Origin of the sequence: Euhalothece natronophila Z-M001, assembly GCF_007904085.1 — a bacterium.
Lineage (GTDB): Bacteria > Cyanobacteriota > Cyanobacteriia > Cyanobacteriales > Rubidibacteraceae > Halothece > Halothece natronophila.
Window position 1 is genome coordinate 640,967 of record NZ_CP042326.1, and the last position, 12,269, is coordinate 653,235.

10 protein-coding genes are annotated in these 12,269 nt (G+C 42.5%); 2 read left to right on the top strand and 8 right to left on the bottom strand.

Annotated features, from left to right (window positions below):
- Positions 1 to 71: 71 nt before the first annotated feature.
- The 4 genes from cobM to FRE64_RS02925 form a co-directional block, all read right to left on the bottom strand.
- On the bottom strand, positions 72 to 848 hold the full coding sequence (cobM, locus tag FRE64_RS02910; RefSeq protein WP_146294591.1) for a precorrin-4 C(11)-methyltransferase: 777 nt from the start codon (positions 846 to 848) through the stop codon (positions 72 to 74).
- Positions 849 to 856: 8 nt separating this feature from the next.
- Positions 857 to 1,696: a prolipoprotein diacylglyceryl transferase gene (lgt, locus tag FRE64_RS02915; RefSeq protein WP_146294592.1), complete on the bottom strand. Its 840-nt coding sequence runs from the start codon at positions 1,694 to 1,696 to the stop codon at positions 857 to 859.
- Positions 1,697 to 1,792: 96 nt separating this feature from the next.
- Complete coding sequence (locus FRE64_RS02920) at positions 1,793 to 2,401, bottom strand: DUF938 domain-containing protein (protein WP_146294593.1); 609 nt, start codon at positions 2,399 to 2,401, stop codon at positions 1,793 to 1,795.
- Positions 2,398 to 3,231 carry an SPOR domain-containing protein gene (locus FRE64_RS02925; protein ID WP_146294594.1) on the bottom strand — a complete coding sequence of 278 codons (834 nt, stop codon included), beginning with the start codon at positions 3,229 to 3,231 and terminating at the stop codon, positions 2,398 to 2,400. Before FRE64_RS02925 ends, FRE64_RS02920 begins: the two co-directional genes overlap by 4 nt.
- A 122-nt stretch (positions 3,232 to 3,353) precedes the next feature.
- Between FRE64_RS02925 and mnmA the strand changes: the two genes are divergently transcribed.
- Entirely contained in the window at positions 3,354 to 4,409 is a 1,056-nt protein-coding gene (gene mnmA / locus FRE64_RS02930) for a tRNA 2-thiouridine(34) synthase MnmA (protein ID WP_146294595.1), read from the top strand.
- On the opposite strand, the gene thrC is transcribed toward mnmA, so the two are convergent.
- Positions 4,406 to 5,446, bottom strand: coding sequence for a threonine synthase (gene thrC, locus FRE64_RS02935; protein WP_246140412.1), 1,041 nt, complete (start codon positions 5,444 to 5,446; stop codon positions 4,406 to 4,408). The two genes, mnmA and thrC, sit on opposite strands and share 4 nt — an antisense overlap.
- A 345-nt stretch (positions 5,447 to 5,791) precedes the next feature.
- Positions 5,792 to 7,198 (bottom strand): DEAD/DEAH box helicase, encoded by a 1,407-nt coding sequence (locus FRE64_RS02940; RefSeq protein WP_146294597.1) that lies wholly within the window; start codon positions 7,196 to 7,198, stop codon positions 5,792 to 5,794.
- A 554-nt stretch (positions 7,199 to 7,752) separates the two neighbouring features.
- Between FRE64_RS02940 and FRE64_RS02945 the strand changes: the two genes are divergently transcribed.
- Positions 7,753 to 8,955, top strand: coding sequence for a GNAT family N-acetyltransferase (locus FRE64_RS02945; protein WP_146297255.1), 1,203 nt, complete (start codon positions 7,753 to 7,755; stop codon positions 8,953 to 8,955).
- Between the two features lie 2 nt (positions 8,956 to 8,957).
- Here FRE64_RS02945 and FRE64_RS02950 read toward each other — a convergent pair whose 3' ends face one another.
- Together FRE64_RS02950 and FRE64_RS02955 are read right to left on the bottom strand one after the other, a co-directional pair.
- Complete coding sequence (locus FRE64_RS02950; RefSeq protein ID WP_146294598.1) at positions 8,958 to 10,436, bottom strand: ABC transporter substrate-binding protein; 1,479 nt, start codon at positions 10,434 to 10,436, stop codon at positions 8,958 to 8,960.
- 320 nt (positions 10,437 to 10,756) lie between these two features.
- Positions 10,757 to 12,229, bottom strand: a complete 1,473-nt coding sequence (locus tag FRE64_RS02955; protein WP_146294599.1) for an ABC transporter substrate-binding protein — start codon at positions 12,227 to 12,229, stop codon at positions 10,757 to 10,759.
- Positions 12,230 to 12,269: the final 40 nt, after the last annotated feature.

The following is a 12,269-nucleotide window of genomic DNA, read 5'->3' on the forward strand; positions in this document are numbered from 1 at the left end:
TCATTGGGCTACAAATGTGTTCCTGAAGCTGTCGAATAACAAAGGACGAAGGACAAATAACGAATAACAAATTAAACAACTTTTCCTTGTCGAAATAAGTGAGAATGTTGCGGATGATAAAGTTGCGATCGCGCTTCTACTTGTTTCCCTGCCAAAGCTGGACTCACTAAATACATGGTGGTGCGAATTAAATCTTCTTCCCGAGAAATTTTTGCCATTTCACTTAATGGCACTACTCGAATTTTTTCATCTTCCCAACCTAACCGATAGCAAATTGCCACTGGGGTATCTGGGGGATAATGTTCTAATAATTTAGCTTGGGCTGACTCCACATGACGGGCAGCTAAATATAAGGCTAAACTAGCTTTATGGGCGGCGAGAGAAGCTAATTCTTCCGCTTCTGGTACTGAAGAAGCCCGACCACTAATTCGGGTTAAAATAATGCTTTGTACTAACCCCGGAACTGTCAACTCTACCCCTAATTTGGCAGCGGCATCTTGAAACGCCCCAATTCCTGGCACTAACTGCACTGGAATCTGCGCTTCAGCAAGGGCTTGCATTTGTTCATGAATAGCACTATAAAGGGTTAAATCCCCAGAATGTAATCGCACCACTGATTTATTGTTCCGTACCCGTTCAATCATTAACGGAATAATATCTTCTAGGGTTTTACTCCCTGTGGGAATTAATTCTGCATCGGAACGAACATCTTTTAATATTTGTTTTGGTACTAGGGAATTAGCATATAAAATGACATCCGCTTGGTCTAAAATTTTCTTTGCTTTAATGGTTAATAAATCAGGATCACCTGGACCGGCTCCCACAATATAAACAGCAGAATTGAGCATAGTTATTATTAATTATTATTTACCTTTTCGGAAACTACATCAGGGAGATTTCGCCTAAACCCATAGAGCCAAACTAATCCCGCAATGCCAAAAATAATTCCCAAGACACTAATCAGTTGTGCTACTTCAATTGATCCTAGCATTAAACTGTCCGTTCGTAACCCTTCAATCCAAATTCGTCCTGAACTATAGGCAACTAAATAAACACAAGCAAGCGTTCCAATTTGATACCGTCTCGGATGCCGTAATCCCCAAAAGAATAAGTAAATTAGTACAAGAAAAACGCCAACATTCCAAATAGATTCATAAAGAAATGTGGGATGAAAAAATGATTCATTGGCATATTCTGGAGGACGATTAGCTGGTGGAATATAAAGTCTCCAAGGTAAATCAGTGGGACGACCAAAGGCTTCAGAATTAAAAAAGTTGCCCCAGCGTCCGATGGCTTGTCCTAAAATTAAAGCAGGGCTAACAATATCAGCTAATTGCCAAAATGAGACTTTATTCAGTTTAGAAAAAATCAAAGTCGCGATCGCGCCACCAATAATTGCCCCATGAATTGCAATTCCGCCCTGCCAAATCGCAATAATTTCTTGGGGACGTTGAGCATAATTTTCCCATTGAAAGGCAACATAATAAAGTCTCGCCCCCGGAATCGCCGCTAAGACTAACCAAATCGATAAATCAGCAATTAATTCAGGATTTACTTGGCGACGTTGGGCTAAATATTGGGATAAAAACACACCAATAATAACAGCAGTCGCAATTAATAAGCCATACCAACGGATAGAAATTGGGCCCAGTTCCACTAAAATTGGGCCAGGAGATTGAAATTGAGCAAGTATCATTTTTTGTTAGTCATTAGTCATTGGTCATTAGTCATTAGTTATTAGTCATTAGTCGTTGGTTTACAAACAACGAAGGACAAACAACAAAGGACAAATCTATTTGTGGGAGAATACCACAGATAAATTATTAGCAGGCATAGCAATCACCTGTTGTAATTGTAATTGATTGGCTTGAGCTAAAGAAACCACATCTTCTAAATCTCGCACCCCCCACTGGGGATTTTGCTGTTGCAGACTCAAATCAAAACGGGCATTACTTTCAGCCGTATGCACTCCTTCCCGCTTAAATGGCCCATATAAGTACAAAATGCCCCCTTGAGGGAGTAACTCCCCTGCACCCTGCATTAAGCCTTCACAAGCCTGCCAAGGGGCAATATGAATCAGATTAATACAAACGATCGCGCTGATTTCTTGATTGTCCGACAGCCAAGGATCATTAGTTTGCACATCAATGGCTAACGGTGGGTAAAGGGAGTCACAAGGAAACTCCTCTTCCCAAGCTAGAATACTCTCCCTTAAAATCGGGTTAGCTTCAGAAGGAAGCCACGAACGAGGTTTTAAGCGAGGGGCAAAATACACCGCGTGTTCCCCAGTTCCACTGGCAATTTCTAACACAGTTCCTGTGGGCGGTAAAACTTGCTGTAAAACTGCTAGAATGGGATCACGGTTACGTTCAGTGGCTGGAGCAAATTGTTTTTCTTTCATCGACCAAAATACACTCTTGCTCTGTCTAATCCCTCAGATCGTAGTTGCTCATTCCAGCGACTAGCTTCATGACGATTTTCAAATGGGCCTACCGCCACATGAGTTCCTCTCGGGGCATCTCGTTGTAAAATTAAGTCAGAACTAACGCCTGCTTGTTCTGCCCTCTGTGCCATTCGTGAAATTTGTTCTTGATTGCCAGGAATAACCACATAATAAGCACGAGGGTTAGCTTCTCTTGGTGTAGTAGAATCTTGGGAAGTGCTTGGAGGAGCATCTGTCGTTTGAAAATCATCACTATCAGCAGAAGGGGGTTGAGTCGTGAAAGAAATCCAATCAGAACTATCTGAGTCACTCTCATCAGCAGGAGACAGAGAAATCGTTTCCCGAGAGGATGACTGATTTTGTGATCCCTCAATGGTCACAACTTCCGCTTCTATCCCTTCCTGGGCTAATTCTTCTACTATCGAGTTAGCTTTGGCTTGATCCGAAAATAGTCCCACTTGAATAACATTCTCACCGCGACGGACAAACGCTTCAGGTTCTACTCGGCGTATCACTGAGAGTAACTCATCACTGGTACCATGAACTTGCACACGGAAGGTACCATGATTATTTTGTGGTGAGGTATCACTAGGAACTTCCTCCGGCATCTCATTCGGTAGAGATGGATCTGGGCTAGGAGAGTCACTTGGGGCTTCAAATTCGTATTCTGTATTATTATCTGATGGGGGTGGTGGTAAGGCTTGAGCAAGAACACTGCTAGCACTTAAAAGGAGAAAGGAGTTTGCAATTAGAAAAGAACGACTGAGGAAGGTCATAGTTTGTAGCATAGGTCTCTTGAAAGTAGTGGGGTAATTATTAGGAATGCCCAGAGAATCTGGCGAAATGATAACAACATCTTAGTGGACGATGCTAGCCTAGAAAAGTGTCGGTTTTTTCTGAGCCTAAATTTATGAGTAAAAAAGTCGTTGTTGGTTTATCAGGAGGCGTAGATAGCTCCACTGCAGCAGCAATCCTACATCATCAGGGATATGACGTGGAAGGGGTGACTTTATGGTTAATGAAAGGAAAAGGACAATGTTGTTCTGAGGGGATGGTTGATGCTGCTTTTATTTGTGAACAGCTAGGGATTCCCCATCATATTGTGGATAGTCGTGAGGCGTTTCAAAGTAACATTGTTGATTATTTAGTCTCGGGGTATGAGTCGGGAGTAACGCCTTTACCCTGTTCTCAATGTAATAAGGCGGTTAAATTCTCTCCGATGCTGACTTATGCCCGAGAAGAATTAGGAATTGACTGTGTAGCCACAGGACATTATGCTCGCATTAAGTATGATCCAGACCAAGATCGCTATCAATTATTACGAGCGCGCGATCGCGCTAAGGATCAATCCTACTTCCTTTATGATCTACCGCAAGACCTTTTAGCACACACCATTTTTCCTCTAGGAGAGAAAGAAAAAACTGAAACTCGTGAAATTGCCCAAGACTATAACTTAAAAACCGCAGATAAACCAGAAAGCCAGGACTTATGCCTTGTGGAAGCCCATGGTTCGATGCGTACCTTTTTAGACGAACATATTAACCAAAAAGAAGGGGAAATTGTTGATCAAGAAGGGAATGTTTTAGGACATCATCAAGGGATTCATCACTACACTATTGGACAGCGGAAAGGATTAGGTATTGCAGCTGCAGAACCTCTTTATGTGATTAAATTAGACCCAGCGATGAATCGAGTTATTGTTGGCAATCGTGACAGTGGTACTCGCAGTGAATGTACCGTGGGACGCATGAACTGGCTAGGTATCCCCGAACCAGAAACTCCCATTCAAGCTGACGTGCAAATTCGCTATCGATCGCGCCCTGCAAAAGTGAGTGTGATCCCCCTCGAAAAAGGTCGGGTAAAACTAATTTTTGATGATCCTCAATTTGGCGTTACCCCTGGTCAAGCGGCGGTTTTATATGATGGGGATGTGGTTCTCGGTGGGGGAATTATTGAACGCTTCTAGAAACCCATCACTTGAGCAACTGATTCTAATTCAGAGGCAACCCCTGCCTTGACTTGGGCTTGGGCATGATCGATCGCGCTTTGGGGATCTTTTAAGCCATTTCCTGTTAACACACAAACCACAGTGGCATTATTAGGAATTTGATCTTTAACCTTTAACAAGCCTGCCACAGAAGCGGCGCTTGCCGGTTCACAAAATACGCCTTCTTCTCGCGCTAAAATGCGATAAGCCTCTAATATTTCCTCATCAGTCACCGCATTAAATTCTCCCTGACTAGCATCTTCCACTGCTAAAGCCCGTTTCCAGTTTGCTGGATTGCCAATACGAATAGCAGTGGCTACTGTATTCGGAGACTTCACAGGATGTCCTTCCACAATTGGGGCTGATCCTACGGCTTGGAAGCCCATCATGCGGGGCAACTTTTCACATTTCTGATGCTGGTGGTATTGACAAAACCCCATCCAATAGGCTGAGATATTTCCTGCATTACCCACAGGAATACATAGCCAGTCGGGGGCATCTCCCAATTGATCCACTACTTCAAACGCTGCAGTTTTCTGTCCTTCGAGGCGATAAGGATTAACCGAGTTAACTAGCGTTACAGGATATTTGTGTGCAATATCGCGCACTAAATTAAAACAATCATCAAAATTTCCATCAATGGCAATCACTTCTGCGCCATAGAGAAGGGCTTGGGCAAGTTTTCCGAGGGCAACATAGCCATCTGGGATCAGAACAAAGGCTTTTAAACCAGCACGAACCGCATAAGCAGAAGCAGCGGCGGAGGTGTTACCTGTACTGGCGCAAATAACCGCTTTTGCCCCATCTTCCTTGGCTTTAGAAATCGCCATAGTCATTCCCCGATCCTTAAAGCTACCAGTGGGGTTTAGACCATCATACTTAACATAAACCTTAACCCCTCTTCCTACTCGTTCCGAAAGGCTATAGGCTGGAATTAAAGGGGTATTCCCTTCATGGAGGGTTACTACGGGAGTTTGATCACTAACGGGGAGAAAGGAACGATAGGCTTCAATCAGACCAGACCACTTTGTCCGATCTTGAACATAATTATTTGGCGTTGTATAGGCGGTAGCTGGCGAAACTCTTGTGGTCACGGGTTTCTTTAGGGTGATGGTGTCGCTTCTAAAATAATAGACTAATAACCAAGGGAGGGCGCAAAACCCAGCTCAGTAGAATAGCAAGGTTGGCGGAGGAGTCAGGGGATGAATCTGACAGGGGAAACAAGTAACCAACCTTTAGGAATGCGCCTGACATCGAAAATCTCAATAAAATTACTTATGATGTCGGTTTATCCTTGGAAAATAGCTCTCGTCCTCACTGTACCATAAAAGTTTAGCAAATGTGAGCGAAATTAACGATCATTACGAGCGTTTCGCAGAAGCAGAACGAATTGAGGGCTTATTAGACCCACGTTTGCTACGAGGCTTGGGTTTTGGACTATCACTGGGGGGATCTTGCCAGTTTTCATCTAACCAATTGGGGCGACTTTCATCGTAAATCATTTGTAAGGCGGCTGCCGCGATTGCGTGAGGATCATACTCATCACTGAGTTCTCGCACTAAGGGTAAGAAGGAAGCCATCCGTTCGCCCCCTAAGCTATTGTGCAAGTCTTCTCGTAATTTTTCTAAGCGTTGGGCTTCAATTTCGGATCGCTTGGGAATAGAAAGGAAATTCAGCCGTTGACGTAAACGCCCTTCAATTTGACGGAGGGTATGACGATCGCGCGGTAAACTTAAGCTAACCGCAATCCCTTCTTTTCCAGCGCGTCCAGTGCGTCCAATGCGATGAATATAAGTTTCGATATTATCAGGAAGATCGAAGTTAATCACATGGGAAAGATTTTCCACATCTAAGCCTCGCGCTGCAATATCAGTAGCCACCACTAAGCGCACTTGGTTATTCCGAAAGCGTTGCACTAAACGTTCCCGTTGAACTTGGCTTAAGTCGCCATGATATTCATCCACACTGTAGCCACTGGCTTGTAACTGCTGATTAATTTCGTTAGCCGTGCGTTTGGTACGAACAAAAATTAATGCTGATTCGGGGTCTTCTACCGCTAAAATTGGCTTAAGAGCTTGGATTTTATTCCAGCCTCGGGGAACTTTATACACCCGTTGTTGAATTTGTTTCGGGCTACCTTTGGGCTGTTGGATTTTCAGGCGCACCGGCTCATCCATAAACTGTTTAATCAAGTCTTGGATTTGTCGGGGCATGGTTGCGGAAAAGCAAGCGGTTTGTCGCTGTTCTGGCGCTTTACGGAGAATTTCTCGCACATCATCAATAAAGCCCATACTGAGCATTTCGTCGGCTTCGTCTAACACCACATAGCGTAGAGTCTCAAAACGAAGGGCTTTCCGATTGAGAAGGTCAATGATGCGCCCTGGGGTTCCCACGATCACTTGCACGCCACGCTTAAGCTGTTGGATTTGTCGATCAATGGACTGACCGCCATAGACGGTTAAAACCTTCAGAGCGCGATCGTGAGAAAAAGTTTTCATCGCGTCGGCTACCTGCTGCGCTAATTCCCGTGTTGGGGTCAAAATTAACGCCTGTACCGCCGTCTGTTCCACATCAATTTGTTCTAAAATGGGCAGGGAAAAGGCAGCAGTTTTGCCGGTTCCCGTTTGGGACTGACCTACCACATCCTTGCCTTTCAGGATTTCAGGGATGGCTTGTGTTTGAACATCAGTCGGTTGCTCGAAGCCCAGTTTCTCTAATTGCTTTGATCTTGCTTCAGAGATACCGAGACTTTGAAAAGAAATTGTCATAGAAATGTAATTCTGCAATATTTTGTTACCTTCTTCTTAGCTTACCGCTAATCCCCAATTTTTGGTAGTTTTTTTTTTGCGCTTATTGCCATGATTAGCTTTTCATCTGCCTTGAGGAAATTAGATAAGCAAATTAAAATATTTAGATAATTTAGATTGGTTTTACTTATATACAAAACTTAACACAAAACGAATTTTCAGGATTAGAGCCTCTAAAACTTGCAATCTTCTATATTTTTTTGCTATTGTCAAGGGAAATGATGGGTTTTTGTTTTTAAACATCAAAATATATCTCTCTAATCGCGATTATGTCGTTAAATAGTATTCATATTCCCCAATTCTTGAGCTTTTGCTAATACATTAAGTTATATAACGAGATGGAATTTAATCAGGGAATAAATTGACAATATAAAAATAATGTGGTAAGCGAAAAACAGCAAATTAATATTTAAACTTGCTACCCTGTGAAAATAAAAGATAAACAACCCGCCCTAGATTTGGTCATTGGGAGATTGTCTGTCGAAGGGATGGGGTTTTAGACCCATGTTTTAATGATGACGAATCATCCAAGTTCTTCTTCTCAATATACAGTGCGCTGGCAAGAACAAATCAACAATATTCCTAAGGAAAAATGGGATGCTCTTGCTTTACCACTTTCGACTCCCTTCTTAGAATGGGAATGGTTACATAATCTAGAAAAGTCTGGAAGTGTTACGCCTCGTCGCGGTTGGCAACCTTGTCATTTAACCATTTGGAAAAATCGTAACCTCGTTGCTGCCGCCCCTCTTTACTTAAAGGGTCATAGTTATGGCGAATTTGTCTTTGATCACCAATGGGCAAATTTAGCCTATCAGTTAGGGATAAACTACTATCCCAAGTTATTAGGAATGACTCCTTTTACTCCTGCTGTGGGGTATCGGTTTTTAGTTGCTTCGGATGAGGATGAAACGCTTTTAACGGAAATTATGGTAAAAGCCATTGAAGAATTTTGTTACGAGCAAAAAATTACTGGTTGTCATTTCTTATTTGTTGATCCTGACTGGAAACCAATGTTAGAACAATTTGGTTTTCGGGGGTGGCAGCACCATAGTTATATTTGGGAAAATTCTGGTTTAAATAGTTTTGATGATTATTTACAACTATTTAATGCGAACCAACGGCGAAATATTAAACGGGAGCGAAAGAAAGTAGAAAAAGCAGGACTGGAGATGAAAGTTCACGCTGGCGATGATATTCCCCATTGGATGTTTCCATTAATTTATCAATTTTATAGTCGCACTTGTGATCAATTTTTTGGCATGAGTAAGTATCTCACTCGTCAATTTTTTGAGCAACTTTACCCTAATTATGTTCAACGAGTTGTGGTATTTGCTGCTTATACTGAAGATTATCATCGCCCAGTGGGATTATCATTTTGCTTGCGAAAAGGAGAAAATCTTTATGGTCGTTATTGGGGATGTTTAGAAGAATTTGATTGCTTACATTTTGAAGCCTGTTATTACAAACCCATTGAATGGTCAATTGAACAGGGAATAAAAATGTTTGACCCTGGTGCAGGAGGTCGTCATAAACGCAGACGAGGCTTTCCAGCTAAAGTTAATCATAGTTTGCATTATTTTTATCATCAACGGATGAGTCAAATATTAAATGCTTATATTGATGAAATTAACGAGATGGAACAAGCAGAATTAGAAGCCATTAATCAAGATTTACCTTTTGCTAAGAAAGAAATTAATCTTGATCCCAATCTGGTTTGAACTTAATTGGGTTCATAAGGAACAAAGTCATAACCCGTACCGGAACGAGAGGGGCTTGCTGGTTGTACTTCCACCATCACTAAATCTCCGTCTCTATCTCCTGATGGTAGAAACTCAATCGGTTGCATTACCCCCTCTGCGGAAAAATCACTATCCGATAAAGCATTTTTAAGTCCTTCACGAGTGGGGCTTTGTTCTAAAGCCTGCGCGATCGCGCTCATGGCATCATAAGTCATAACTGTTGCCCAATTGACATCAGCGCCCCAAAGTTCCCGAGAAGTTTGTACAAAATCCTCACTTCCTGGTTGCTCAATATGCCAAGGAATGGGAATCACCATCCCCACGGCATTTTCTCCCCCTACTTCTAGAGTTCTAACCCCATAAAGATTGCCAATATCCCCAATGAGAGGCAATTCTCGATTATTAACATTAACAATTTCTAATGCTCGGCTCACCGTTTCAGGGGCGGGAATAAAGACGATTGTTTCTGCATCCCGTTCCTTTACTCTTTCTAGTTCTCTCCGAGGACGAAAGCCACCAGCACTCAAATCAATTTCTGCAACCACACTTCCCCCCCGAGTGGCAAGGGCACTTTTGAATTCTCGATTTAAGGATAAACTATAACCACTGTCAGAATCGTAAAAAATAGCAACATTAGATACTTCTAAATCATTAAGAGCATATTCAGCCATTGCCGCTCCCACAAAGAAATTACTGGGAATGGTACGAAACACATAATCACTTGCACCAGAAATTTCCGTGCTGGTACTAACGGGGTTAACTAACACCAGTTCATTTTCATCATACACAGGAATTGTGCCTAAAGTGGTGCCACTACTCCAATGTCCAGTTACTGCTAAAACTTCCTCCCGTTGGGCTAATTCTTCTACTACCTCTTTTGCCACTTCTGAGTCGTCATCATCATTAACAAGCATTAGCTTAATGGGTGTGCCATTAATGCCACCAGCTTCATTAATTTCATTCTGGGCTTGGGCATAGCCGCGTAACATTTCCAGAGAAAAGAAGACAGTATCATCAATAATGGGAACAGTGACTGCAATGGTATAGGCTTCTTCATTGCCAATTCGTGCATTATTAAGATAAATGAGAGATTCTGGATCATTACGGTTTTCTTGTAAGGCTTGTTCAAAGTTCGCAATGGCTTGGTCATAATTGCTATTAGCCATCGCCTCAGTTCCTTGTTGCTTGTAATTTAAAGCCGTGGAACTATCTAAGCCAAAGTCAACTAAAACCCTTTCCCCACTGCTAAAACGTTGACTCAGGGGAGAATCCTCAGTAGTGGGCTGATCTACTTCCTCCTCAGTTGCTTCTTCTTGGGGAGGCGTTGTGGTTTCTTCTGTTGTAGTTTCTTCTGTAACTGTTTCATCATCGCCATTGCTGAAAAATTGAAAAGCAATTCCCCCCAAAACGAGAATAACCAAAATATAAACAATGGGTGGTGGCCCTTTTTTAGTAGCCATAAATTTTGTTACTCCTTATTTTTGGTTCTTTAACTATCCGTTCTCAGAAGTCTCCCGACAGAATCTTTGATTTGTCGGTGAGATGAATGAGAACAGTCGTGCTATAATCGAAAAATCTTCGGATGGGGAACTTTTTTCGGCGAAAACCAAGCCAAGATATAAAAGAATTTTTGATTCTCTTCCATCCAATTATCTATAAAGCTCGGGAGCCGGGCTGTTCGCCTATCGCCTTGGTGTAAGACTTCTCTTTTCCTACGATTAGAAAAGCAACCGATTGGGTAGGAAGCTCCCGTTAGAATCTTCGATTTAACGGGAGTAGCTCACTCTAAAGGCACAAAATCATAGCCAGTTCCCGAACGAGAGGGATCTGCTGGTTGTACTTCGACTAAGGTTAATTGTCCGTCACGATCGCCGGAAGGAAGAAAACGCACAGGTTGTACAACCCCTTCTGCGGAAAAGTTATCACTGGCTAAAGCATTTCTAATTCCTTCACGAGTGGGATCTTGTTCTAAAGCCTCAGCGATCGCGTTCAGGGAGTCATACGCCATTACTGTTGCCCAGTTCACATCTCCTCCCCAAAGTTCGCGAGAGGTTTGCACAAAATCTTCATCTTGCGGTTCTAAAATATGCCAAGGGACAGGGATAACCATTCCCACTGCATCTTCACGACCAACATCTAAAGTTCTAATGCCATAGAGATTGCCAATATCACCAATGAGGGGAAGATCTTGTTCATTAACATTGACAATTTCTAAGGAACGATCCACGGTAGCTGGGGAAGGAATGAGAACAATCACTTCCGCATCTTGCTCTCTCACATTTTGTAGTCGATCTCTAGCGCGAAATCCAGACTCACTCAGATCATATTCTCCAACCACGCTACCGCCACGAGTAGAAAGCGAACTAGATAACTCTCTACGCAGGGATAAACTGTAGCCACTATCAGAATCGTAAAAGATGGCAACATTCTGCGCGTCAAGATCATCTAAGGCATATTCAGCCATGGTTGCACCAACAACAAAGTTACTCGGGATTGTCCGAAAAACATAATCACTAATGCCAGAAATTTCGGTACTGGTACTGACAGGATTAAGTAATACAAGTTCATTCTGATCATAAATTGGGGCAGCGGCAAGGGTAGTGCTACTACTCCAATGTCCGGTTACAGCTAAAATATTATCTCGATCCCCTAATTCTTGAGCAATTTCTGTGGCTTCTCGCGCCCTATCCGAATCATTTACTAAGGTTAGCCTAATGGGAGTGCCATTAACTCCCCCAGCTTCATTAATTTCATTTTGGGCTTGGGCATAGCCTCGTAACATTTCTAAAGAGAAGAAAACGGTATCAGCATCAATGGGAACAGGAACAGCAATATCATAAGCCTCATCATTGCCAATGCGAGCATTATTCAGATAAATTAGGGCTTCTGGATCATTGCGATTTTCGGCTAAGGCTGCCTCTAAATGATCGACTGCTTCTGAATAATTTTGAGACGCGATCGCTGCTACCCCTTGCTCTTTAAGTTCAACAAACTCCTGAGAAGCAGAACTAGAGCTAATGAGGACTTTATCACCAATGCTAAACCGATGACTTAGATCAGAAAGTTCAGCAGAATCAGGTTCTCCATTTCCCCCATTGTCAATTGCCCCATCTTCAATTGCACCATTGCCATTTTCAACAATATCATTCTCTTCTCCACTGGCTAACATCTGATAAACTTGATAGCCACCAAAACCGAGAACTAAAACACCTACAATATAAACAATGGGCGGTGGTCCTTTTCTCTTAGACATAGTTTTAACCTCGCAATCCTTTTTTGTTATTTTGCCATTA

Coding starts and splice junctions, on each gene's coding strand:
- cobM (WP_146294591.1), bottom strand. CDS start 848: ATGCTCAATTCTGCTGTTTATATTGTGGGAGCCGGTCCAGGTGATCCT.
- lgt (WP_146294592.1), bottom strand. CDS start 1,696: ATGATACTTGCTCAATTTCAATCTCCTGGCCCAATTTTAGTGGAACTG.
- FRE64_RS02920 (WP_146294593.1), bottom strand. CDS start 2,401: ATGAAAGAAAAACAATTTGCTCCAGCCACTGAACGTAACCGTGATCCC.
- FRE64_RS02925 (WP_146294594.1), bottom strand. CDS start 3,231: ATGCTACAAACTATGACCTTCCTCAGTCGTTCTTTTCTAATTGCAAAC.
- mnmA (WP_146294595.1), top strand. CDS start 3,354: ATGAGTAAAAAAGTCGTTGTTGGTTTATCAGGAGGCGTAGATAGCTCC.
- FRE64_RS02940 (WP_146294597.1), bottom strand. CDS start 7,198: ATGACAATTTCTTTTCAAAGTCTCGGTATCTCTGAAGCAAGATCAAAG.
- FRE64_RS02945 (WP_146297255.1), top strand. CDS start 7,753: ATGACGAATCATCCAAGTTCTTCTTCTCAATATACAGTGCGCTGGCAA.
- FRE64_RS02950 (WP_146294598.1), bottom strand. CDS start 10,436: ATGGCTACTAAAAAAGGGCCACCACCCATTGTTTATATTTTGGTTATT.
- FRE64_RS02955 (WP_146294599.1), bottom strand. CDS start 12,229: ATGTCTAAGAGAAAAGGACCACCGCCCATTGTTTATATTGTAGGTGTT.